Source organism: Ruminococcus sp. 1001713B170207_170306_F1 (assembly GCF_015668065.1).
Taxonomy (GTDB): Bacteria; Bacillota; Clostridia; order Lachnospirales; family Lachnospiraceae; genus Blautia_A; species Blautia_A faecis.
Genome location: NZ_JADPEX010000004.1, coordinates 107,422 through 132,526, shown reverse-complemented (window position 1 = coordinate 132,526; position 25,105 = coordinate 107,422). Strand labels below are relative to the sequence as shown.

The 25,105-nt window shown below is 42.9% G+C and carries 21 protein-coding genes; 19 read left to right on the top strand and 2 right to left on the bottom strand.

All coding sequences use genetic code 11. From position 1 onward, the window contains the following. Window positions 1-44 precede the first annotated feature (44 nt). Window positions 45-947, top strand: coding sequence for a transcriptional regulator (locus I4V84_RS04605; protein WP_243284024.1), 903 nt, complete (start codon window positions 45-47; stop codon window positions 945-947). Between the two features lie 138 nt (window positions 948-1,085). Then, complete coding sequence (locus I4V84_RS04600) at window positions 1,086-1,685, top strand: HDIG domain-containing metalloprotein (RefSeq protein WP_118582654.1); 600 nt, start codon at window positions 1,086-1,088, stop codon at window positions 1,683-1,685. Window positions 1,686-1,723: 38 nt separating this feature from the next. On the opposite strand, the gene I4V84_RS04595 is transcribed toward I4V84_RS04600, so the two are convergent. Continuing rightward, window positions 1,724-1,897: a chorismate--pyruvate lyase gene (locus tag I4V84_RS04595; protein WP_118582657.1), complete on the bottom strand. Its 174-nt coding sequence runs from the start codon at window positions 1,895-1,897 to the stop codon at window positions 1,724-1,726. Between the two features lie 147 nt (window positions 1,898-2,044). Here I4V84_RS04595 and I4V84_RS04590 point away from each other — a divergent pair, with 147 nt between their 5' ends. The 7 genes from I4V84_RS04590 (at window position 2,045) to I4V84_RS04560 (ending at window position 11,219) form a co-directional block, all read left to right on the top strand. After that, window positions 2,045-2,935: a 4Fe-4S binding protein gene (locus tag I4V84_RS04590; RefSeq protein WP_173717264.1), complete on the top strand. Its 891-nt coding sequence runs from the start codon at window positions 2,045-2,047 to the stop codon at window positions 2,933-2,935. 83 nt (window positions 2,936-3,018) lie between these two features. Next, on the top strand, window positions 3,019-4,377 hold the full coding sequence (locus I4V84_RS04585) for a M20 family metallopeptidase (protein WP_173719374.1): 1,359 nt from the start codon (window positions 3,019-3,021) through the stop codon (window positions 4,375-4,377). A 431-nt stretch (window positions 4,378-4,808) separates the two neighbouring features. Beyond that, entirely contained in the window at window positions 4,809-5,534 is a 726-nt protein-coding gene (locus tag I4V84_RS04580; RefSeq protein ID WP_173719359.1) for a nitroreductase family protein, read from the top strand. Between the two features lie 50 nt (window positions 5,535-5,584). After that, window positions 5,585-6,298 carry a LytTR family DNA-binding domain-containing protein gene (locus I4V84_RS04575; RefSeq protein ID WP_118582663.1) on the top strand — a complete coding sequence of 238 codons (714 nt, stop codon included), beginning with the start codon at window positions 5,585-5,587 and terminating at the stop codon, window positions 6,296-6,298. A gap of 257 nt (window positions 6,299-6,555) precedes the next feature. Beyond that, entirely contained in the window at window positions 6,556-7,575 is a 1,020-nt protein-coding gene (locus I4V84_RS04570; RefSeq protein WP_173773116.1) for an ATP-binding protein, read from the top strand. 144 nt (window positions 7,576-7,719) lie between these two features. Next, entirely contained in the window at window positions 7,720-10,776 is a 3,057-nt protein-coding gene (locus tag I4V84_RS04565) for a glycoside hydrolase family 3 protein (protein WP_195700416.1), read from the top strand. Continuing rightward, window positions 10,776-11,219, top strand: a complete 444-nt coding sequence (locus I4V84_RS04560; RefSeq protein WP_195991344.1) for a hypothetical protein — start codon at window positions 10,776-10,778, stop codon at window positions 11,217-11,219. The genes I4V84_RS04565 and I4V84_RS04560 overlap by 1 nt, the downstream gene beginning before the upstream one ends. Window positions 11,220-11,294: 75 nt before the next feature. Here I4V84_RS04560 and I4V84_RS04555 read toward each other — a convergent pair whose 3' ends face one another. Next, window positions 11,295-12,665: an MATE family efflux transporter gene (locus I4V84_RS04555; protein ID WP_195991343.1), complete on the bottom strand. Its 1,371-nt coding sequence runs from the start codon at window positions 12,663-12,665 to the stop codon at window positions 11,295-11,297. A gap of 339 nt (window positions 12,666-13,004) precedes the next feature. Here I4V84_RS04555 and I4V84_RS04550 point away from each other — a divergent pair, with 339 nt between their 5' ends. The 10 genes from I4V84_RS04550 (at window position 13,005) to yihA (ending at window position 25,088) form a co-directional block, all read left to right on the top strand. Next, window positions 13,005-14,189: a DnaJ C-terminal domain-containing protein gene (locus I4V84_RS04550; RefSeq protein ID WP_195991342.1), complete on the top strand. Its 1,185-nt coding sequence runs from the start codon at window positions 13,005-13,007 to the stop codon at window positions 14,187-14,189. 437 nt (window positions 14,190-14,626) lie between these two features. Further along, window positions 14,627-16,162, top strand: a complete 1,536-nt coding sequence (gene malQ / locus I4V84_RS04545; protein ID WP_195991341.1) for a 4-alpha-glucanotransferase — start codon at window positions 14,627-14,629, stop codon at window positions 16,160-16,162. A gap of 139 nt (window positions 16,163-16,301) precedes the next feature. Continuing rightward, window positions 16,302-16,760, top strand: a complete 459-nt coding sequence (locus I4V84_RS04540; protein ID WP_195991340.1) for a CYTH domain-containing protein — start codon at window positions 16,302-16,304, stop codon at window positions 16,758-16,760. 61 nt (window positions 16,761-16,821) lie between these two features. Then, window positions 16,822-17,616, top strand: a complete 795-nt coding sequence (gene proC, locus I4V84_RS04535) for a pyrroline-5-carboxylate reductase (RefSeq protein ID WP_118582699.1) — start codon at window positions 16,822-16,824, stop codon at window positions 17,614-17,616. A 90-nt stretch (window positions 17,617-17,706) separates the two neighbouring features. Continuing rightward, a complete protein-coding gene (locus I4V84_RS04530; RefSeq protein WP_118582702.1) occupies window positions 17,707-18,258 on the top strand; it encodes a DJ-1 family glyoxalase III in 552 nt (183 codons plus the stop codon). Between the two features lie 202 nt (window positions 18,259-18,460). Then, window positions 18,461-19,768, top strand: coding sequence for a trigger factor (gene tig / locus I4V84_RS04525; protein ID WP_195991339.1), 1,308 nt, complete (start codon window positions 18,461-18,463; stop codon window positions 19,766-19,768). A 120-nt stretch (window positions 19,769-19,888) separates the two neighbouring features. Continuing rightward, on the top strand, window positions 19,889-20,470 hold the full coding sequence (gene clpP, locus I4V84_RS04520) for an ATP-dependent Clp endopeptidase proteolytic subunit ClpP (RefSeq protein ID WP_118582708.1): 582 nt from the start codon (window positions 19,889-19,891) through the stop codon (window positions 20,468-20,470). A 328-nt stretch (window positions 20,471-20,798) separates the two neighbouring features. Beyond that, window positions 20,799-22,121: an ATP-dependent Clp protease ATP-binding subunit ClpX gene (gene clpX / locus I4V84_RS04515; RefSeq protein WP_195991338.1), complete on the top strand. Its 1,323-nt coding sequence runs from the start codon at window positions 20,799-20,801 to the stop codon at window positions 22,119-22,121. A 19-nt stretch (window positions 22,122-22,140) separates the two neighbouring features. Next, window positions 22,141-24,453, top strand: a complete 2,313-nt coding sequence (lon, locus tag I4V84_RS04510; RefSeq protein ID WP_195991337.1) for an endopeptidase La — start codon at window positions 22,141-22,143, stop codon at window positions 24,451-24,453. A 17-nt stretch (window positions 24,454-24,470) separates the two neighbouring features. Continuing rightward, the gene (yihA, locus tag I4V84_RS04505) at window positions 24,471-25,088 is read left to right on the top strand and encodes a ribosome biogenesis GTP-binding protein YihA/YsxC (RefSeq protein ID WP_118582717.1); all 618 of its coding nucleotides are present in this window, start codon (window positions 24,471-24,473) and stop codon (window positions 25,086-25,088) included. The last annotated feature ends 17 nt before the right edge of the window (window positions 25,089-25,105 follow it).

Sequence of the window (25,105 nt, the reverse complement as noted above, 5' to 3'; positions counted from 1 at the left end):
ATCTTTAATTAAGGGAAACAGGGAACTCCAATCCTGATATTGAATTGTTAGCTCCTATTGCAAGATTACTGCATATTTCCCTTGATACCCTGTTGTCTTTTCGCGAAAATCTGACTGACCTTGAAATCGAAGAGATGATCCACAAAATGGACAAAATGTTTTCTGAGGAAGGCTTTGAGAAGACTTATCAGTGGGCTGTAAATACCATAAAAGAATATCCAAACTGCAATCTGCTGATCTGGCAGATTGCGGTAATGCTTGATTCGCGCCGGATCATTGGCATGTGCGAGAATCCGGACAGGTACGATGAGCAGATCAATTCCTGGTACGAAATGGCGCTGAGTGATAAAGATGAAAAAATTCAGCACTATGCAGCTGATTCCCTGTTCGGCTTCTATTTGCGAAAAAAGAATTATGAAATGGCAGAAAAATATTTAAACTATTTTTCCGATTATGATCCCATGAAAAAGGTGAAGCAGGGACAATTATATATGAAGCAGGGGAAAAAAGAAGAGGCATTTGAGATGCTGGAAAAGGCTGTTTTTTCAGAGTATACCACCTTGAATTTGGCTTTTGGAATCATGATTACTAAGGCTCTTGAGGAAAAAGATCATGGATACGCAAGGTTTCTGGCAGAGAAAATGTGTACATTAGCTTCAGGATTTGATATGGGAAAATACAATGAATGTGCAGCAATGTTGAATGTTGTGACCGCAGAGAACAATGTGGAGGGTACTTTCCAGGTTGCAAAGCAATTGCTGAACAATGTGGATACCATATGTGATTTTCAGGAATCCCAATTATACAAACATATGAAATTCCAGGAAGTTGAAAATCCATATACGGAAGAAATGAAAAAAGAATTGCTGGAAGGCTTCAGAAACGCAGAAGAGTTTGCTTATATGAAAGAATACGAACCCTGGGAAAAATTGTTATCAGGGAATTAAAATTGTCACTTTCCTCAAAATGGTTGTATATAAATAAAGAACGATGTATAGTATTTGCAAGGTTTTTCTTTTATTCCAAATCATGAACATGCTTATGTGGTAAGCAGAGTATAGAAAGACATACGAGGAGTGACAACAATGGAAACAATCACAAGAGACGAGGCTTTTTCATTATTAAAAAAATACAACAAGGATCCATTTCATATCCAGCATGCACTGACTGTGGAAGCGGTCATGAAATGGTATGCAAACGAACTGGGATATGGAGAGGATGCTGAATACTGGGGAATCGTAGGGCTTCTTCACGACATTGATTTCGAGCTTTATCCGGAAGAGCATTGCCTGAAAGCACCGGAAATGCTTCGCGAGGCAGGGGTAGGCGAAGACGTGATACACAGTGTGGTATCTCACGGATATGGAATAACCGTAGGCTGCGGTGTAACAATCGATGTAGCACCGGAACAGGAGATGGAAAAAGTGCTTTTTGCAGCAGATGAACTTACCGGATTGATCTGGGCAGCAGCATTAATGCGTCCGTCCAAGAGCACTAAGGATATGGAACTGAAATCCCTGAAGAAAAAGTACAAGAGTAAAGGCTTCGCAGCAGGCTGCTCCCGCGAAGTAATTGAGCGCGGTGCGCAGCAGCTTGGCTGGGAACTGGAAAAATTGCTGACCATGACACTGCAGGCAATGGCAGCCAGTGAAGATACGATTAATGCGGAGCTAGAAAATGCCTGAATGTTGTTTTACAATCGAATGAATTACTATGCAGTATATCAGTCAACTATGGTATACTGCATCATTTCATAATGTAATCTGCATCCTTCTGTAATGTCAAATGGCAGAAGCGCTCTTGCTACCAGCTTCAGTTCTTCCTCGGGAAGATCTGTCCTGCGCAGGTGAGCGTAGTCGCCGTCAATAGATTCTACAATATAATCACAAATTAACATAGAAATTATCCTTCCGGTTTGTATTATTTATATGCTTATAGAATACCACAGAGAAAAACGTTTTTCAAACACCAATTCAGGTGCTATAATAGAATTCACAGATGAAAAAATTATCAGTGAATAGTAACAGGAAATGAGGTATCAAAAATGTCAGCATTAACAATCAGCCCGGAGGATGAAAAAAGAGTAAAAGGAATGGGCTTTCTGAATAACAGAGGAACCGATCTGTTTTCAGCAAGAGTTCTTACAACAAATGGAAAAGTAACGGCAGCACAGCATCGCTGTATGGCAGACGCTGCAGAAAAATTTGGAAACGGTGAGCTTTTGTATACCACCAGACTTTCCGTGGAAATCCCGGGAATTCCCTACGATAAGATTGAAGAATTTCAGAAATTTATAGCGAAGGAAGGCCTGGTAACAGGTGGAACAGGGGCTAAGGTACGTCCTGTAGTGTCCTGCAAAGGAACTACATGCCAGTATGGACTTCTGGATTCCTATGCAGTATCAGAAGAAATTTACAGACGTTTTTATGAAGGCTACAGGGAGGTTGCACTTCCGCATAAATTTAAGATTGCAGTGGGTGGCTGTCCGAATAACTGTGTGAAACCAGACCTGAATGATGTAGGAATTATTGGACAGAGAATTCCAAACGTCAATGCAGATGTATGTAAAGGCTGCAAGAAATGTGCCATTGAGGCTGCCTGTCCAAACAAAGTGGCAAAGGTGGTTGATGGGAAGATTCAGATTGACAAAAACATATGTAAAAACTGCGGCCGCTGTGTTGGAAAATGTCCGTTCCATACCATTGAGGACGGCGCTTACGGCTATAAGATATACATAGGTGGACGCTGGGGTAAAAAAGTATCTCAGGGAAAAGCCCTTGGCCGGATTTTTACATCCAAAGAAGAAGCCCTGGATGTAATTGAAAAGGCCATTCTTTTCTTCCGTGACAATGGAATAAAGGGAGAACGTTTTGCGGAGACTATTGAGAGAATTGGCTTTGAAAATGTGGAGAAGCAGCTGTTGGAGCAGCTGTGAAAAGACGTTACCCGGGAGAGTCATTACAATTGGTGGAAATGCTCTGCACAGATAAAATAGAATTTGGAGGAAATATAACATCTATGAATACAAGAGAACAGATCCATGCATTATCTGAGGAAATGCTTGAAAATCTTGGAAAGCTGGTTGCCGTTGATTCCCAGCTTGGCACCCCGTCAGAGGGGAAACCTTTCGGAGAAGGACCGGCAGAGGCACTTGAGATCGGGCTTGAAATTGCCAGAGAGCTTGGTTTTAAAACCGTAAATCTTGATAATTACTGTGGTTACGCCGAAATGGGAGAAGGCGAGGAAATCGTAGGTATTGCAGGTCATCTTGATATTGTACCTGTAGGTGGTGACTGGACCTACGATCCATTTAAGCTGACACGAGATGGCGACCATGTATACGGACGTGGAACTACAGATGACAAAGGACCTGTAATTGAAGCTCTCTATGCGATGAAACTTCTAAAGGATTCCGGTGTGAAACTGAACAAAAGAGTCCGTCTGATCATGGGATGCAATGAGGAGACCGGTTCCAAATGTATGGCACATTATAATGAGGTAGAGGAAGAGTTATCCTGCGGCTTTACACCTGATGCAAATTTCCCATGTATTCATGGTGAAAAAGGCTATATGTCCATGATGGCATATTCCAAAAATACCAGAATTATCTCCATGAATGGTGGCTTTGTTTCTAATGCAGTATGCGATAACTGTACCACTGTGATTCCGGCGGAAGCTGGTCTTAAGGAGAAACTGGAGCAGATGCTTTCCGAAACAAAACTGCAGGAATATAAAGTTACGGAAGCCGAAAACCAGATCACCATTTATGCAAAAGGCGTACCGGCTCATGCCAGCACCCCGACACTTGGTATCAACGCAGCAGGTGTTACCATGGAATGTCTTGCAAAGGCAGGCTTTGAAGACGATTTTGTTAAATTTTATAATCAGCACATTGGAACTGCCTGTGATGGCTCCGGTGTCGGCCTTAAAATTGCCGATGAATTTGGTGAACTGACCTTCTGCAATGGAATCGTAAAAACAGAGAATGGTGTGATTTCCTGCACCATCGACATCCGTGTACCTGTAACCTTCAAAAAGGATGATATTCTGAATCGTATAGAGGGTAATCTGGAAGATGAAAATGGCCGTATTGAGGTGGGGGAAATCGGTAATCCGTTGTTCTTCCCAAGAGAATCTCCGCTGGTAAATGCCCTGTACAAGGCTTATGTGGATGTGACTGGCGACACGGAGAACAAACCAATGGTAATTGGCGGTGGTACCTATGCCAAATCTCTGAAAAATATTATTGCATTTGGTCCGGAAAAGCTGGGTGTGGATTATCGTATTCACGGTGCAGATGAGTTCATTCTTGTTTCCGAGATGGAAGAGGCTGTGGAAGTGTATATGGAAGCAATTAAGAATTTGTTAGCAATTTAACCAAACCCAACAAGTTTAAATATAAAAATAAAAGAAGAAGTCCTCGAATGTTTCTGGCATCCGAGGGCTTTTTTACGTGATCAGGAAATTACTTTGTAATACTTCTTAAAAAAATGTCAATATCTGTATCAGAAATGACAATACCCGAATCGTTTTTTTATTGAAGAATGGCTATACGGCTGTCTGTATTGCCAGTCCACTGGCTTAGTTCGGTGCGTGTGCACTTCTGATCCCTTGCTATTACAGGATGATGAAAGACAGCGCACAGACTGCTTAAATTGTGGACTCCATATTGACTTGAAAAAACAGATATTTCTCGGTATTATTATTGGGAATATCTGTTTTTTTGTAAGAAAAATCGAAGAAAGATAATTTTTATACGGTTATGTCATTCGATGATAGCTGTTTAGAGGAAAAGGGAGAAATTTAAAATGAATGAAATTATAAAAAGTTTATATAATAGAAAATCCATGCGCGTATACGAAGAAAAGTCCATTCCGCAGGAGATGAAGAAGGTCATCCTTGAAGCCGCAGCCCAGGCGCCTACAGCAGGTTGTCAGCAACTTTATACTATTTTGGACATTACAGATGAAGAATTGAAAAAGGCTTTATCTGAGACCTGCGACTACCAGCCATTTATTGCGAAAGCACCTATGGTACTGGTATTCTGTGCTGACTGCAAGAAGTGGTATGATGCATATCTGGAAGCTGGCTGTGAGCCAAGAAAACCAGGTATAGGAGACCTTATGCTTGCGGTGACAGACACGGCAATTGCCGCACAAAATGCAGTTGTGGCAGCGGAGAGCTTTGGTATCGGTTCCTGCTACATTGGTGATATTATGGAAAATTATGAGAAACAAAGAAGACTTCTGAACCTGCCTGATTATGTTTTTCCAGCTGTTATGCTGGTATTTGGCTGGCCCACCCAGCAGCAAAAGAATCGCCCTAAACCCCAGAGATGTGCACAGGAACATATTGTCCATGAGAATACCTACCGCAGTATGGACGACACTGAACTTCGCGAAATGTTGAGTCACCAATACAAAAATTCCACCTTCGAAGACTGGTGCAAAGCCTTCTGCAAAAGAAAATATAATTCCGATTTTTCAAAAGAAATGACACGGTCGGTGGGGGAATATCTGAAGCAGTTTGAGTGAATATTGCTGTTTTTAGAATTACTTATATCAGGGAAAAGGAGAACAATAGGATGTTCAGAATTGGAATAGCAGAGGATGATCCCTCATTCCAGAAGACAATTTCCGAATATATTGAGCGTTACAAAAAAGAAACAAATATAGATATCCAGGCGTCTTTTTTTCAAGATGGAAATGAATTGGTATTTAAATACGAACCCATATATGATGTTCTTTTACTGGACATTGAAATGCCAAAAATGAATGGTATGGATGCTGCCAGAGAAATCCGAAAAAGGGATCAAAGAGTGCTGATTATATTTATAACCAACATGGCGCAATATGCAATCAATGGTTACGAAGTGGGTGCCTTGGACTTTGTCCTGAAGCCTATAAAATATTTTTCTTTTTCTATGAAACTGGAAAAAGCCCTGAAGTCTGTGAAAGGCCAGGAGTCTGTTAATATTCTGTTGGAATACAAAGACGGGATGAAAAAAGTGTCCTCCGATGAGATTGTTTATGTGGAGATTCGTGATCACTGGCTGCATATTTTTACGGTAGATGAAGAATATCAGCTTCTTTCTACCCTGAAAGAATTTGCGGCAAAATTGGCAGACTATCATTTTATCTGCTGCAGCAGTTCCTTTTGCATTAACATGAAATACGTCACAGATTTTCAAAAGGATATTATAACCTTGAATGATAAAACAGAATTAAAAGTCAGCCGATCGAAGAAAAAAGAGGTAAAACAGGCATTACTTGATTATTACAAAGGAGGGCTGCGCTGATGGTATCAGAAATTTTATCCCAAATTCCCATATACATAGGACATGCATTTTTTTCAATCAACGTGTTCCCAATCATACTGTTATTTTCAATTGGCATTCAGAAAAGAAAACACTTTGCATGGCGAATTGTCCTTGGCTTTCTGATATCCGTATGTTGTTCTGCGCCCTTTTCTCATGGGCTTTTTACATACATCATGCAGTTTACCTTGTTTGTATTCAGCAGTTATTTTGCATACGAAATTTCCTGGAAAGAGGCTTTGTATAGCGTTACATGTGCCTATGCAGTACAGCATATCAGCTATTGTGTATATCTGATTTTGTTTCGACCAGTTCATGGAATACCGGTTTATGCACCGGCATATATTGTGTGTGCAGTGTGCATTGCACTTTTGCTGTACTGGTTTATCGGAAGAAAATTACCTGAAAATGGACATTATGATGTGGATATTCGTTTCTCTATGATGTCGTTTTTCCTTATTATCATGCTCGCTCTGGGGCTTAGTATTGCAGCAGATACCATGTTTAATGCAGAAGAAAATAATCTCTATTACCTATGTAAAGCATACGATCTGATTTGTTGTCTGTTTGTATTATGGGAACAGATGGATTACAAAAATAAATTGAATAAACAGAGAGAGCAGGATCTGGAAAAACAGGTTCGGCTGAAACAAAAGGAATTGTTCCGGCTGAGACAGGATGATGTGGAGCGGATCAATCTGATCTGCCATGATCTAAAAAAACAGCTGGAGCCACTGAAGCTTTTCTCAGATGAAGAACAGCAAAAAGCATACTATGAACAGGTGTGTAAAACTATCCAGTCTTATGATTCCCAAGTGGAAACCGGAAGTAAAGTTCTGGATACTTTGCTATCCCAGAAAAGACTGGTATGCATGAAAAATAACATAGAATTAACCTGTGTGGCAGACGGGAAGAAAATGGATTTTATATCTGCTGTGGATTTATATACTATTCTTGGAAATGTAATTGACAACGCAATTGAGAGTGTACTTATGGTTTCTGACGAAGAGAAAAAAGTGATTTCCACATCTATTTGGACCAAGGGAAATCTGCTCCTTATTCAGATACAGAATTATATGGAAAACGAGAAAATAAACTTTTCAGAAGGGCTTCCTGTGACTACAAAAAATGCACATGATGGTCACGGATATGGGTTGAAAAGTGTGCGAAAATGTGTGGAAAAATATAATGGAAGTATGGATATTACAGCGGAAAATCACATGTTCAGCCTGACGATTATTATACCTGTCGCAAAATAAAGTGCAAATTACGAAATCTGGAATGCCTGTTACGAAATCTTAAAATATCCTTTTTGAGTATGTGTTAAGCTCCTGACCATGATGAACGCGCGGTCATGAAAAGCAAAAAACAATATTTATTGTTGATCAAATGGGAGGAAACATATGAAAATCAAGAAGGAAATCACCCGTGGTCTGGGTGCTGTTTCAGCTTGTCTGCTTACAGTTGTGTCCATAGGAACTCCTGTGGCAGAGGCCTATGAGGGCAGACTAAACACAGTGCTTGGCATTGAAACTACAAAGACAGTTTCGGATGAAGGCTTAGATGTTGATACAGATTATTATAAAAGCGATTATGGAACTGATATTTATGATGGAGATAAGCTGCAGCAGCTGGAGGATGATGCGGCAGCACAGGCAGTTGCAGAACAGGAAGAAGGTTCTGTTCTTTTGAAAAATGACAACAATGCACTTCCACTGGCGGCTGGAAGCAGCATTACACTTTTTGGACAAAATTCTATTGAGAGTACGGAAAGTGTAGCTGGAAGTACAGGTTTTGGCGGTCCGCAATCCTACTCAGGACCTTTTTACAGTTATCATTCTACGGCTAATTCTACCCAGGAACTGGTAACTTATCTTGGAGCAATGGAGTCCGTTTATGATGTTAATCAGACAATGGTAAAGGCTTATCAGGAGAGCGGTTATATGCGTGTAAAATCTGTTGACGATCCGCAGATTGGAGAAGCACCAGCAGATTTTTACACAGAAAATCTGAAAAATAGCTGGCAGGATCAGTATAATGATGCAGCTGTTGTTATGCTTACAAGACAGGCAAGTGAGGATTGTGACCTTCTTCTTGAAGATTCAGAGGGAATCAGTCAGCTGGCTCTTCATCAGGACGAAAAAGATCTTTTGAATATGCTGAAAGAACAGAAAGAGCAGGGCGTATTTAAGAAAATTATTCTTCTTGTAAATTCTAACTGGGCTATGGAGCTTGGAGACCTGGATGATTATGATGTGGATGCATGCCTGTGGATTGGTTCCCCTGGTATTGTTGGATTTACAGGTGTTGTAAATCTGCTTCAAGGAGAGGCGAACCCATCTGGAAAACTGGTTGATACCTATGCGAAAAATTCCCTGTCAGCTCCGGCTATCACCTATGCACAGATGAAAAATACGCCAGAGTGGGCGAATCTGGATGAGGTTCTGGAATATTGTTCAGACAGCGATCAGTATGTTTCCAACTATCTGATCTATGCAGAGGATATTTATGTAGGATATAAATATTATGAAACCCGTTATGAGGATACCGTACTTGGAAACGGAAATGCAGACAGTATAGTTGGTTCCTCAACTGGAAAAGCATGGAATTATAATGACGAAATCGCTTATCCATTTGGCTATGGACTTTCCTACACAACCTTTTCCCAGACCCTTGATGGTGTAGAGTATGACGAAACAACAGATACTTACAACGTAAAAGTTACCGTGACAAATACTGGTGATGTAGCTGGAAAATCTGTTGCAGAAGTCTATGCACAGACCCCATATGGGGATTATGAAAAAGAGAACAATGTGGAGAAATCTGCAGTCCAGGTTGTGGGCTTTGATAAGACAGATATCCTGGCGCCAGGTGCTTCTGAGACACTGGAAATTCCAGTAGAAAGATATCTCCTTGCAAGCTACGATTACACCAATGCCAAAGGCTATATTTTAAGCGAAGGCGATTATTACTTTGCCATCGGCGATGATGCACACGATGCCCTGAACAATATTCTTGCTGCAAAAGGTGCCAAGGGAATGACAGATGCATTGGGCGAGAAGGCTAAAGGAGATGCAGAGAAAGCATACTCCTGGAACAATGCAAAACTGGATACAGAGTCCTATAAAATGTCCCGCTATTCTGATATGGAAGTAACAAACCAGTTCGACGATGCCAATTTAAATAACCTTGGAACAGACACTGTAACTTATCTTTCCAGAAGTGACTGGGAGGGAACATATCCAGCAGAGCAGGTTTCTGTAACTGCAACTGAGGATATGATGAAAACTTTAAATGGTGATCTTTATACAGAACCAGAAGATGCACCATCTGTAGATGATTTTACCCAGGGAGTAGATGCTGGCATTAACTTTGTTGCAATGAAAGATGTAGATTACGATGACGATGCCACATGGGATAAATTCCTTGACCAGCTCACGGTAGAAGAAATGGCTTCTATTCTCCCTGACCAGAACGGTTCTGTACTAGTTGAGAGTATTGCAATGCCGTCTACCTACCGTGGGGATGATATGGACTGTTTGGAGCAGGTAACTTTCAAACTTACTGGAAAATCCGGTATTGTATGGCCTTCCACCGTTGTTATGACCTGCACCTGGAATAAAGATGATGTTGCGAAACGAAGCAGCATGACTGCAAATGAAGCTTATTTTATGGGCGCAACAGAAATCTGGTCTGGCGGCCCGAACTGCCATCGTACACAGTTTAACGGACGAGCTTCTGCTTACTATTCTGAAGATGGAAACATGGGATATCTGGTAGGAACTGTTGTTGCTGAAAACGTTCAGAAATATGGAATTATCCTTGGCTATAAACACATGGTTGTAAACGACCAGGAAGCACATCGTGAGAGTGCGGCAACCTTTACCAATGAACAGGCTCTTCGTGAGCAGTATCTGCGAGCTTTTGAGGGAGCTTATACAAAAGGCGGCGCAATGGGTTGTATGACAGCATTTAACAGAATCGGCTGCACTTACTGCGGAAGCTCCTCAGCACTTCTTACAACTGTTATGAGAGGAGAATGGGCTTACAAAGGACATGTTACTTCTGATGCGGTTGTAAATATGGATTACAAGAAACATTATACTTCTAACATTACAGCAGGACTTGACTACTGGTGCTGGGATATGGCAGGATTCGGAGCTTCCGATGATTCTTCTGTAGTGCTCAGTAAAGACATGGTTACGGAAGCCATCGAAAATGGTGACGGTTACATGCTTCAGACTCTGCGTAATGCAACCAAGCACAATGTTTATGCACAGGTTCATTCTATCCTGATTAATGGACTGGATGAAACCTCTCATGTAGTACATATTACTCCATGGTGGAAAACAGCTTTGAAAGCGGCAACAATTGGATTTGGAACAATTACTATACTGTTTATTGTACTTTACTATCTGGAAATGCTGGTTTGGAGTAAAAAGAGAGGAGAAAATGCATAATGAATATCAAAGATAAGATATTAGGAAAAAGAATCAGCGGCATTTTTAATGCATTAAATATTCTGCTCGGCCTGTTCTGCATTATTTATTACAGTATCAACGCAAACCGTGTAAATGAGTTTAATAAAGCTGTTGATCTTTATCTTGTACTGGCCATTATGTGCTGTGGGATTTACGTATTTGCAGATTATGTGATTGCGGATATTTTCAATCTGATTGCAGTTGTGTTTATTACACTTTCCATTGGAAAAATGATCGTAAACAGTATCAACACTTTTGCAGATGCCTTGAACGGAATTTCCATGTTCGGTTCTTCTGGTGTGATCGGTTATATTATTGTGACAGCGGTGGTTATGGTTATCATGCTGGTGCTGGAAATCGTATCCTGTTTCCTGAGCAGAGAGAAAAAGAATGCAATCAAGGTGGTTGTTTCTGAAAAATAATTTCAGAAGTGTAAAACTTAATTATAAAAAAATCCGACAGAACAGGTATGAAAATACCATCTGTCGGATCTTTTTTTATCTATTTGTAGTTCTTAACAAACTATGTTCGCAAATATACTGGAACACAAAATAAAAAATAATTCCCTTTGAAACGGTGGAAAGTGTCAGTGCCCACCAGATTCCATTCAGTCCCAGTGCAGTGTTTGACAGAACCAGTGCAAGGGGGATTCGTATAACAGTCAGGCCAACGCTGATCAGACTGCAAAGCTGTGTCCGTCCAAGACCAGACAGGGCACCCACAGTCATCATTTCCACGCTGAGAAAAATTTCGGAAAATCCGATGATTCGCAGGTAATCAACGGAAAGCCGGATAACTTCCTCCTCGTGGAAAAAGAGCACAGAAATCTGCCGCGGGAAAAATACAAAGGCAATAGTGATCAGTGCAGCCCAGCATATCAGAAGCCGAATGGAAATATGGTATCCTGATTTGATTCGATCTTTTTTTCCTGCTCCGTAGTTCTGCCCCATGAAAGCGTTCAGGGCGGAGCCAAAACCATCAGCTGTGTTCCAGGAAAGGGACTCAATCTGTCCGCCTACACGCTGTACGGCAATCGCTCCGTCCCCGAATCCGGAAACCATTCGGGTGAGTATCATGGAGATGATACAGTAAAGGCTTCCCTGAAGTGCAGTGGGGGTTCCAATGCGAAAGACTCCTTTTAAACAGGCAATATCCGGTCTGGAAAGCAGACGGATTTTGTGTAGTACATTGGTTTCACCGTGGTCACGGAGAATTTCTGCAACAAGGATCAGCAGAACTATAATCTGTGCGGTAACAGTTGCAACTGCTGCTCCTACAACTTCTAATCTGGGAAATGGTCCTACACCAAGAACAAGAAGCGGATCAAGGATCATATTCAGTATCAGACCAAAGAAGTTTGCTTTCAGCGGTGTTTTGGAATCGCCCTGGGCTGTGAAAAGACCTGTCAGCACCTGTGAAAGGAAGGAAAACAGGATCAGCCCGCAGGTGATCCGCATATAAATTCTGGCACTGTTGTAAGTTTCTGCATCATTTAATGCAAAAAAATGCAGCAGCGGATTCGTAAATAACATACTGATCAAGGTAACAAAAAGAGAGAAGAGTATGGTAAGCTGCAGAGCCGCCTGTGCAAAGCCTGCGGCAGTCTTCTGGTCACCTCTTCCAAGGGAATGCGCCATGTTTACCTGTCCTCCCATTCTTGCCAGGGAAGAAAGTCCCTGGGAGAGCCAGACGTACATACCTCCCACGCCCACACCCGCCACTGCTTTAGAGCCCAGCATTCCTATCCATGCCATATCTGTAATGTTGTAGGCGGTAGACAGGAAGGAAGAAGCCATGATTGGCAGTGCCAGCTCAGACAAAGTCCGTAAAATAGGACCGGAGGTGAGATTTAATTGTTTCTTTTTCATTTTTGTTCTCCTGAAAATAGTAAAGTATTATCATTATACCATAGAAAATGCAATAGAACTACTAATGTGAAAAAAATATGAAATTATGTTCCATACCTTGACTTTTAAAAGAATGAATGTTATATTACAAATAGAACAAAAATAAAAGTTATTTCCCGTGGATGTTCGGGAGATGGACAACAGCATTCCCCGGAAGAGATTCCGGGGAATTTGTAGATACTGAATAGTTACAATAAATTGACATTACTGTATTCAGAAAATATATTACAAAGTATATGGATGAAAGCTGTGGGCAGTAATGAATTTATTTCGCAATATGAGGAGTCAGAGGTGACCAGTATGGGAGCAAAGAGAGATTATTATGAAGTGCTGGGAATCAGTCGCAGCGCGGATAAAGATGCTATAAAGAAAGCTTATCGTAAGATGGCAAAGAAATACCATCCGGATTCAAACGCGGGAAATCCGGATGCTGAAGAAAAGTTTAAGGAAGTCACAGAAGCATATAATGTGCTCAGTGACCCTGAGAAGAAAAAACTCTATGATCAGTTCGGTCATGCAGCATTTGAAGAAGGTGCTGGCGGTGCCGGATATGGTGAAGGTGGCTTTAATAGAAACGGCGGCTTTGACGGCTCTGGATTCAGTGGCTTTGGCGGTTTTGGAAATAGTCATAGCGGTGCTTACAGAAGTCCGGATGGCAGCTATCAGGAATTTCATTTCGAAGGTGGTGACATGGACGATATTCTGAAGAATCTGTTTGGAGGAGGCTTCGGAGGAGGAAGCAATTCTGGAAAGGCTGGTTCCGCACACGGATTTGGAGGAAGCGGTTTTGGTCACTCTGGTTTTGAAAACGGCTCTTTTAGAAGCGGATTTAATGGTAGTTTCGGCAGTGGCGGTTTTGATGGTACCGGTTATGGAGATGGCTTTGGAAACAGCTGCAATAGCGGCTTTAGTGGCAGTCACCAGCAGAAAGGCCAGGACCTGAACGCAGAAATTTCCATCAGCTTCAACGAGGCAGCATTTGGTTGCGACAAGCTGATTAATCTTTCTGGTGCAGACGGCAGTGGCAAACAGACTCTGAAAGTTCACATTCCTGCCGGAATTGACAACGGCAAGAGTATCCGTCTGAGAGGCAAAGGAAATCCAGGTTACGGAGGTGCTCCCGCAGGGGATCTTCTTCTGAAGGTTCATGTAGGCGAGCGCCCTGGCTTTGAGCGAAAAGGCACCGACGTTTACACCACCGTAAATGTGCCGTTCATCACAGCTGCTCTGGGCGGTGAGGCAAAAGTCCAGACCCTGAATGGCCAGGTAATGTGCCGTATCCCGGAAGGCACACAGTCTGGCAGCAAGATCCGTCTGAAAGGAAAAGGTATCCAGGCAATGGGAAAAGCTGGAGTCTACGGTGATCTGTACGTAACCGTCCAGGTTCAGGTACCGAGAAATTTAAGCGAGGAATCCAAACGGAGACTTCGTGAATTTGATACCAGTACCAGAATGGCTGGTACAAGAGGAAGTCGAACAGCGTAAAATTGCCTGCTATTAAATAACTATTTATTAAATAAGCGAAAGGTACAATATAGCTTACATGTATAAAATTTGGTTTGCTAAATCTAAGCTGAATGCATGTAAGCAGTTTGTTTCTATGTCTTGATCATAATCCGAAATCGGACTAAATCTATTAAAAAAGGTCCGATTTCGGATTTTTTGTGCTGCTTTACAGATCGGGAAAGCAAAAAGGAGAGAAAACGTATATAGCAGAAGCTCTGGGACTGACCGGTTCTGTGTCCTGTCTGGTGAAGAATAAAAATAAATATCACAATTATTAGAAAAAAATACCATATTTCTTGAAAAAATGATATTGATTTAAGGACATGAATTGTGGCATGATATAAACATGTATGTTACACTGTGATAAGTGTAACAATATATGCTAAAGTTTGATGCTTTTGAACAGGGAGGAAAAAATGGGAAATCAGAGAGAATGTGGCGTGCTGCTTCCAATCAGCAGTCTGCCTTCAAAATACGGAATTGGATGTTTTTCAAAAAGTGCCTATGAGTTTGTGGATCAGTTGAAGGCAGCCGGACAGGGCTGTTGGCAGATTCTGCCCCTTGGACCAACCAGCTACGGTGATTCACCTTATCAGTCTTTTTCCACCTTTGCAGGAAATCCTTATTTTATCAGTCTGGAAGACCTGATCGAAGAGGGAGTGCTTACGGAAAAAGAGTGTGATGCTGTGGATTTCGGTTCCAGGGAAGATGATGTGGATTATGAGAAAATTTACAAAGGACGATACAAACTTCTTCGTAAAGCCTATGAGAGAAGCGATATTTCCAAAAATCCTGACTTTGTAAGATTCCAGCAGGAGCAGGCGCATTGGCTTGGCGATTATGCACTTTTTATGGCGGTGAAGGATCGTTTTGAGGGAATTCCGTGGACAGAATGGGCGGAGGACATCCGTCTTCGCTGGAATAATGCACTGGATTATTACAGAAAAGAACTGTATTTTGAAATTGAATTCCAGGAGTATATGCAGTTCAAATTTTATGAACAGTGGGCGAAACTGAAAGCGTATGCAAACAGAAGAGGAATTCGTATTATCGGAGATATTCCGATCTATGTTGCCATGGACAGCGCAGATACCTGGGCAAATCCAGGACTTTTCAAACTGGATGAAAATAACGAGCCTACACAGGTAGCCGGATGTCCGCCAGATGGATTTTCTGCAACAGGACAGCTTTGGGGAAATCCGCTGTACAGATGGGATGTGCATAAAAATACCGGATTCGAGTGGTGGATCAAACGTCTGGCACATTGCTTTAATATGTATGATGTTGTCCGCATTGATCATTTCCGTGGATTTGATGAATATTATGCGATTCCATATGGTGACAAGGATGCAAAACGTGGCTGGTGGGAAAAAGGACCTGGAATGGATCTTTTCCGCACCGTTTCCTATCGGTTGGGACACAAGGATATTATTGCTGAGGACCTTGGTTTCATGACTGACTCTGTGAAGCGTCTTGTTGAAGAGAGCGGTTATCCAAACATGAAAGTAATCGAGTTTGCCTTTGATGAGCGGGATACTGGAAATGCCAGTGACTATCTGCCTCATAACTACACAAATAACTGTGTGGTTTATACCGGAACCCACGACAATGAGACACTGCTTGGCTGGTATGGGGATATTACCCCTGAGGAGCGTCATATGGTTCGGGAATATCTGTGGAATTTCCACGATGATGAGAAAGGCATCTGCCGGAATATGATCCGCCTGGTTATGGGAAGTGTAGCCGGAAGATGTATTATTCCGATTCAGGATTATCTGCAGCTGGATAATTCTGCCCGTATTAATCAACCGTCCACTCTGGGAACAAACTGGAAGTGGCGCCTGAAGGAAGGACAGTTCAGCAAAGAATTGCAGAAGGAAATGCTGACGCTGGCAACCAGATTCGGAAGGAAAAACTGGACCCCGGATCCGGTGGAAGAGAAAAAGGAATAAATTTAATATTTAATCAGTTGTTGCATAAAAAAAAGTAGAAGAGTAAAATTGAGGGCAAGGGTGTTTGCCCTCAATTTTGTATATACGGAGAGCTGAAAAGTTTGTGCTTTTCATAAAAAAACATGAGGAGGAAACTAAGTTGGAAATTGAGAGAAAGTTTCTCATTAAGAGAGAAAACCTTCCGGAAAACCTGGAACAGTATCCAAGCAAGGCAATTGAGCAGGGCTATCTGTGCACAGAGCCGGTAGTGCGAATCCGCAAATCCAATGACAATTACTATCTGACTTATAAATCAAAGGGACTTCTGGCAAGAGAGGAATACAATCTGCCGCTGACAAAAGAAGCCTATGAGCACTTAAAACCCAAAGCAGACGGAATCGTGATCTCCAAGATCCGCTATGTGATCCCCGAGAAAGACGGCCTGTCCATCGAACTGGACGTATTCAAAGCCCCTTACGAAGGTCTTCTCCTGGCAGAGGTGGAATTCCCAAACGAAGAAGCCGCTCATGCCTACCAGCCGCCTAAGTGGTTTGGGGAGGATGTGACCTACTCTGCAGAGTATCATAACAGTACTCTAAGTAAAGGGAAAAAGAGATAAAATTTTTATTTTATAATGAGCAATAACAAACAAATGACCTACATGAAGGGAGCGCAAAGATATGAAAATCGGATTTATCGGATGTGGAAATATGGGTTCTGCAATGATCGGTGGAATCCTGAAAAATGGTGTGTTTGAAAAAAATGAGATTATTGTTTCAAATCTCACAGAAGAAGGAAGCAGAAGAAGTCGGGAAAAACTTGGAGTTGTGACAACTCTGGATAATTGTGAAGTTGTGAAAAATGCAAATATTGTTATATTAGCAGTAAAGCCTCAATTCTATGAGGAGGTAATCGGTGAAATTAAAAGTTTCCTGACACCACAGCATATGATCGTAGGAATTGCGCCCGGTAAAACTCTTGCATGGCTGGAAGAAAAATGTGAGCAGCCGTTAAAGGTGGTACGTCTTATGCCGAATACCCCGGCGCAGGTAGGGGCAGGAATGACAGGTGCCTGTGTCAATGATCGGGTAACAGAAGAGGATCTGGATCAGATTCTTGCCATTACAAACAGCTTCGGTCGCACAGAGGTGGTACCTGAAAGACTGATGGACGCAGTTAGCGCAGTCAGTGGGTGCTCTCCGGCTTATGTATTTATGTTTATTGAAGCAATGGCAGATGCAGCTGTGGCACAGGGAATGCCAAGAAAACAGGCCTATCAGTTTGCTGCCCAGGCTGTACTTGGAAGTGCGAAGCTGCTTCTGGAGACAGGTATGCATCCGGGAGAACTGAAGGATATGGTATGCTCCCCGGCAGGAACGACCATTGAGGGTGTGCGTATCCTGGAAAAAAATGGTTTCCGCAGTGCTGTGTTTGAAGCATTGCAGGGAGCTGCTGATAAAGGAAAGAAAATGTGAGCTTTGCCTACAAAAAACATCTCGCGGAATATTACCAGTGAGCAGTAACTATAAGTAAATAATTGTGAAAATGAATCAGGAGGTTCCACTATGAGCAAAAAAGTATACATCTTCCTCGCCGACGGTTTCGAAGACATTGAAGGCTTAACTGTAGTTGATCTTATGCGAAGAGCAGGAATCACTATTACAACCGTTTCGATTAAAAACACCAAACAGATCACCACAGCCCATGGAATCACCATGCTGACCGATACCACCTTCTGTGAGGCGGATTTCTCCGACGCGGACATGCTGGTTCTCCCAGGCGGGCAGCCTGGAACCACTTATCTTGGAGGATTCGAGCCACTTACCGATCTGGTTAAAAGCTTCTATAATAATGGAGGTAAGATCGCAGCCATCTGCGCGGCACCTACTGTTTTTGCAGAAATCGGACTTTTACATGGAAAGAAGGCCACTGCATACCCGGCCTGCATGGACGGTCTTGGAGATGCTGTGAAGTCTGAAGAAAAGGTTGTAATTGATGGAAACATTACTACAAGCCGTGGACTTGGAACTGCAATTGACTTTGCCCTTTCCCTGATTTCCCAGCTCCTTGGTCAGGAAAAAGCAGAGCAGATTGCAGAATCCGTAGTATACAAGTAGGAAATATTCTGAAAAACCTTGATTTTCAAGGAATAACAGGGAAAATCCCCAAAAAAATAACCGGGAAAACCATAAAAAACACTGGCGTTTTTAATTGGGTTGTGCTATACTTCTACAATGACTGTAATAATAGGGGGAAACCCTGCGCATTTATAACCGCAGAAAGAATGCAGAGAGATATATATTAAGGAGGAACACGAAAATGAGTTTACAGGTGGAGAAATTAGAGAAAAACATGGCGAAGCTTACCATCGAAGTTTCCGCTGAAGATTTAGACAAAGCAATGGAGAAAGCTTACCAGAAACAGAAAAGCAGAATCAGCCTTCCAGGATTCCGTAAAGGAAAAGCTCCGAGAAAGATGATCGAGAGCATGTATGGCAAGGGTGTATTCATGGAAGACGCTGTTAATTCTCTTGTACCACAGGAGTATACAAAAGCTCTTGGCGAGTGCGATCTTGAGATCGTTTCCCAGCCGGAGATCAATGTTACACAGATGGAGCCAGGTAAAGCTCTTATCTTCACAGCTGATGTAGCTGTGAAACCAGAGGTTACTCTTGGAGAGTACAAGGGTGTAGAGGTTCCGAAGTCTGAGATCGCTGTAACAGACGAGGAAGTTGACGCTGAGGTTAAGAAAGAGCAGGATAAGAATGCAAGAACAGTTGCAGTTGAGGATCGTGCAGCTGCAAACGGCGATATCACAACAATCGATTTCGAGGGATTTGTTGATGGTGTTGCATTTGAAGGCGGTAAAGGAACTGACTACGCACTTACACTTGGTTCCGGTACATTTATCCCGGGATTCGAGGATCAGCTTGTTGGAGCAAACACTGGTGACCATGTAGAAGTTAAGGTTACTTTCCCGGAGGAATATCAGGCAAAAGAGCTTGCTGGCAAGGAAGCTGTATTCCAGTGTGACGTTAAGAAGATCGAGACCAAAGAGGTTCCGGAGCTTGACGATGAGTTTGCGAAAGACGTATCTGAATTTGATACTCTTGCTGAGTACAAAGAAGATGTTAAGAAGAAACTGACAGAGAAGAAAGAGAAAGAAGCAAGAACTGCAAAAGAGAACGCTGCAGTAGATAAAGCAATCGAGAATGCACAGATGGATATTCCGGAGCTTATGACAAAGACAGAGTGCCGTCAGATGATGGACGATTTCTCCAGAAGAATGCAGCAGCAGGGATTATCCATGGAGCAGTACTTCCAGTTCACAGGCCAGAGCATGGACAAGATGATGGAAGACATGAAGCCACAGGCTCTCAAGAGAATCCAGACAAGACTGGTTCTTGAGAAAGTAGCTGAGGCTGAGAACATCCAGCCATCTGAAGAAGAGATCACAGAAGAGATCCAGAAGATGGCAGATGCTTACAAGATGGAAGCTGACAAGATCAGAGAAGCTATCGGTGAGAGCGGACTTGAGCAGATGAAGAAAGATATGGCTGTTCAGAAGGCTGTTACTGTTATCGCTGATGCAGCAGTTGAAGTTGAGAAAGCAGCAGACGCTGAATAATCAGCAGGCAGATAACTGCACATCCCAAGAGGGAAAAATTATTTTGTTATGAAAGCGCTCTCTCTGGCGCATTATAATGCAGACCAGGTGGAGCGCATCTGATAAGAAAAGAGGGAATATATGAGTTTAGTGCCTTATGTCATTGAGCAGACAAGCAGAGGGGAGAGAAGCTACGACATCTATTCAAGGCTTCTGAAGGACAGAATCATTTTCCTGGGAGAGGAAGTAAACGATGTAAGTGCCAGCCTGGTAGTTGCTGAGTTGCTTTTTCTGGAAGCAGAGGATCCTGGAAAGGATATCCAGCTTTATATCAACAGCCCGGGTGGTTCCGTGACAGCTGGTATGGCTATCTACGATACTATGCAGTATATCAAGTGCGACGTTTCCACTATTTGTCTGGGAATGGCTGCCAGCATGGGAGCATTCCTTCTTGCTGGTGGTACAAAGGGTAAGAGATTTGCACTGCCGAATTCTACGATCATGATCCATCAGCCATCTGGCGGAGCCCAGGGACAGGCTACTGAGATCCAGATCGTGGCAGATCACATTGCCAAGACAAAGAGAACATTAAATGAAATTCTGGCTGCAAATACCGGACAGCCTCTTGAGGTAGTAGAGAAAGATACAGACCGTGACAATTACATGTCCGCAGAGGAAGCATTGGCTTATGGTCTGATCGATGGTGTTGTAACCCACAAATAGGGAAAAACTGTAACTGGATAACCGAGTGTACACTGATGAAGATGTAGTATATTTGTGTATTTCCAGTATAAACTTTCCTGCCTAAACTGAAAACAAAAGAAATCCCCCTGGAGCTTTTAGAACTCTAATAGCCGGAGTTTTCTTTTGCATGCTACTGTAAGAAAAGACTCCTGAACTAACAGGAGTCTTATCTTGTAAAATGGGATAATTTTGTAAAATAGGTATATTTTACAGAATAATTTCAAATTTTAAGAAATAAAGAAAACTTTTTTCAGAATAGCTCTGAATAAGGTTGCTTTATTTAAAAGAAAGGAAAAGTTAAAGATTCATGGCTGAGAAGATAAGAGAAGGAAAAGTAAGATGTTCCTTTTGCCAGAAAACCGAGGATCAGGTCCGCAAATTAATCGCCGGACCGGATGGTGCCTACATCTGCGATGAGTGTGTAGGTATCTGCTCGGAAATCATGGAGGAAGAATTTGGAGGATACGATCAGGAAGAGATTCTTGGATCTGAGATCAATCTGATGAAACCAGAGGAAATCCATGCAATTCTGGACGACTATGTAATCGGACAGGATGAGGCAAAGAAAGCACTTTCTGTTGCTGTATACAATCATTACAAACGTGTTACTGCTTCCAGAAATCTGGATGTAGAGCTTCAGAAGAGCAACATCCTTATGCTTGGACCAACTGGTTCCGGTAAGACACTTCTTGCCCAGACACTGGCAAGACTTCTGAATGTACCGTTTGCCATTGCAGACGCCACTACCCTGACAGAGGCAGGATATGTAGGTGAAGATGTTGAGAATATTCTTCTGAAGATCATTCAGGCTGCTGATTATGATATTGACAGAGCGCAGTACGGAATTATTTATATAGATGAGATTGACAAGATCACACGTAAATCAGAGAATGTTTCCATCACTCGTGATGTTTCCGGAGAGGGTGTACAGCAGGCACTTCTGAAAATTCTGGAAGGCACTGTTGCAAGTGTTCCTCCTCAGGGTGGAAGAAAGCATCCGCATCAGGAATTCATCCAGATCGATACTACAAATATTCTGTTTATCTGCGGCGGTGCCTTTGACGGTCTGGAGAAGATCATTGAGGGAAGACAGGATACCAAGGCAATTGGCTTTGGTGCAGAAGTCGCTTCCAAAGAGGAACAGAATGTTGGTGAACTGTTCAAGCAGGTAATGCCGGAGGATCTGATCCGTTATGGACTGATTCCAGAGTTTGTAGGACGTGTGCCTGTAGTGGTAACCTTAGACGGACTTGATGAGAACGCACTTCTTCGCATCCTTCAGGAGCCGAAGAACGCACTGACCAAGCAGTACCATAAACTGTTTGAACTTGATGGAGTAGAGCTTGATTTTGAGGATGAAGCACTTCGTGTTATGGCGAGAAAGTCCATGGAACGTAAAACCGGAGCCAGAGGACTTCGTGCGATCATGGAGAGCACTCTTATGGATCTGATGTATAAGACTCCGTCTGACGACACCATTCGTAAATGCATTATTACAAAAGAAGCTGTAGAGGGAACTGGTGAACCTCAGATCGTTCATGGGGAAGCTCCTGCACAGCCGGTGAATCCGGCAAATACAGGCAGAAGAAGCCAGCGTGCACACAAAAAGGGCACTCCGGAAACAGCCTGATGAAGGGATTTGACTACAAATGAGTGAGCCAATCAATGTACTTCCTGCCCTTGCCCTTCGCGGAACTACCATTCTTCCGGGAATGATCATCCATTTCGATGTAAGCAGGGAACGTTCCAAAAAGGCAATCGAAGCGGCAATGTTTCAGGATCAGAAGATCTTTCTGGTAACCCAGAAGGATCCCCAGATTGAAGATCCTGGATTTGTACAGCTGTTTCAGGTAGGAACTATTGCATATATTAAGCAGGTTGTGAAACTTCCTGACAACCTGCTGCGTGTTCTTGTTGAGGGAAAAAGAAGGGCAGAACTTCTTGGTCTGGAACAGGAGACACCATATTTAAGAGCAGAGACTGTTCTTGTTAATGAGGAAGAAGAGGAGCTGCCTCAGGCGATGCTGGAGGCAATGTACAGAAGTATCAGGGAGCTGTTCCAAACTTATTGCGCTAAGGGTGGAAAGATTGGAAAAGAACTGTCTGCCCAGATCATGAATATAGAGAAAGCACCGGAGCTGATCGACCAGATCGTAATTAATCTGCCTCTTTCCTGGCAGAGCAAACAGAAGCTTTTGGAGGCAGCCAGACTGACAGACAGATATGAGCTTCTTGGTGCCATTTTGAGCAATGAGATCAATGTGCTGGATATCAGCCACGACCTTCAGCAGAAACTGAAAAAGCGCGTGGATAAAAACCAGCGTGAATATATTTTGAGAGAACAGCTGAAACTGATACGGGAGGAGCTTGGCGAGGACAATACTGCTGATGAGGCTGAGGAGTTCCGCAGAAAAGCCAAAGAGCTTACTGCTTCCCAGGAAGTAAAGGATCGCATTTTCAAAGAAATCGGCCGCTTTAAAATCACCAGCACCAATGCAGCTGAGAGCAGCATTCTGCGGGGATATATTGAGACACTTCTTTCCCTTCCGTGGGATAAGTGCTCTGAAGATTCTGAAGATCTGAAAGCAGCCTGGAAGATTCTTGAAGAAGGTCATTATGGTCTGAAGGATGTAAAAGAGCGTATTATGGAATTCCTGTCTGTACGTAAGCTGACACATAAAGGAAAATCTCCTATACTTTGCCTTGTGGGACCTCCTGGAACCGGTAAGACTTCTATTGCAAAATCTGTTGCAGAAGCCACTGGCAAGCGTTATGTCCGTATCTGTCTTGGTGGTGTGAAGGATGAAGCTGAGATCCGCGGACATAGAAAGACTTATGTGGGTGCTATGCCGGGAAGGATTACGGTTGCCCTTCAGCAGGCAAAGGTTGCCAATCCGCTTATGCTTCTGGACGAAATTGACAAGACGAGCAGTGATTACAAGGGAGATACTTCTTCTGCGCTTCTTGAGGTGTTGGATCCGGAGCAGAACAGTCATTTCAATGACCATTATGTGGAGCTTCCCCAGGATCTTTCAGAGGTGTTGTTTATTGCAACAGCCAACGATATTCAGGGAATCCCAAGACCGCTTCTTGACCGAATGGAGGTCATTGAGATCAGCGGTTATACGGAGAATGAGAAAGAGCACATTGCAAAGGAGCATCTGATTCCCAAGCAAATGGAAGCCAATGGAATTGAGAAAGGCAAACTTTCCATTCAGGGCGGCGCTCTTCGAAAAATCATCAATAATTATACGAAGGAAGCCGGTGTCCGCAATCTGGAACGTCTCATCGGTCAGATCTGTCGTAAGACAGCACGTCTGATCATGGAAGATGGCAAAGAGAAGGTAACGGTCACTGGCAAGAACCTTGAGAGCTTTCTGGGGCAGGAGAAATACAATTACCTGATGGCGAATAAAAAGGATGAGGTTGGTATCGCAAGAGGTCTTGCCTGGACACAGGTTGGCGGTGATACCCTTCAGATCGAAGTAAATATTATGCCGGGTAAAGGGGAATTTGTGCTTACCGGACAGCTTGGAGACGTGATGAAGGAGTCTGCAACAGCGGGAATCAGCTACATCCGCTCTGTAGCAGCCAGATATGGAATCAATCAGGAATTTTTCCAGGAAAATGACATTCACGTACATATTCCGGAAGGGGCAGTGCCAAAGGACGGTCCGTCAGCCGGAATTACCATGGCAACTGCAATGCTTTCTGCCATTATTGACAAGCCGGTAAGAGCGGATCTTGCCATGACTGGTGAGATCACCTTAAGAGGTCGTGTACTTCCAATCGGCGGACTGAAAGAGAAGCTTCTTGCAGCTAAGTACGCCAAGATTAAAGAAGTACTGGTTCCAAAGTCCAATAAACCGGATATCAAAGAACTGGATGCGGAGATCACAGACGGACTGAAGATCACGTTTGTGGAAAATATGAATGAAGTGCTGGAACGGGCACTTGCCTGAAATGAGAGGTAGGAAAAATGGTAATTAAAAACGTTTCACTGGATATCGTTTGTGGTATCACCAGCAAACTGCCAGACACAGGAAGACCTGAAATTGCTTTTGCAGGGAAATCCAATGTGGGAAAATCCTCCCTCATTAACGGTCTGCTGAACCGAAAAGCGCTGGCAAGAACAAGTTCCCAGCCGGGAAAAACACAGACTATCAATTTTTATAATGTAAATGATTTTATGTACCTTGTGGATCTTCCAGGTTATGGATATGCCAAGGTTCCGGAGACCGAGAAGGCGAAGTGGGGAAAGATGATCGAGCGTTATCTTCATACCTCACAGACTCTGAAGGCAGTATTTCTCCTGATCGACATCCGGCACGATCCATCTGCAAACGATAAGCTGATGTATGACTGGATCGTAAATAACGGATACAATCCGATCATTATTGCAACCAAGCTGGATAAGCTGAAAAGAAGTCAGGTACAGAAGAATATTAAGGCTATCAAGGACGGACTGAAGCTGCGCCCGGGCAGTAAGATCATTCCTTTTTCCGCTGAGACAAAGCAGGGAAAAGATGAAATCTGGGCGTTAATGGACGAGTTGACCGGTGCAGTTCCGGCAGCTACGGACGAGCTGAAGGCCTGACAGACGAGGAAAAAGAA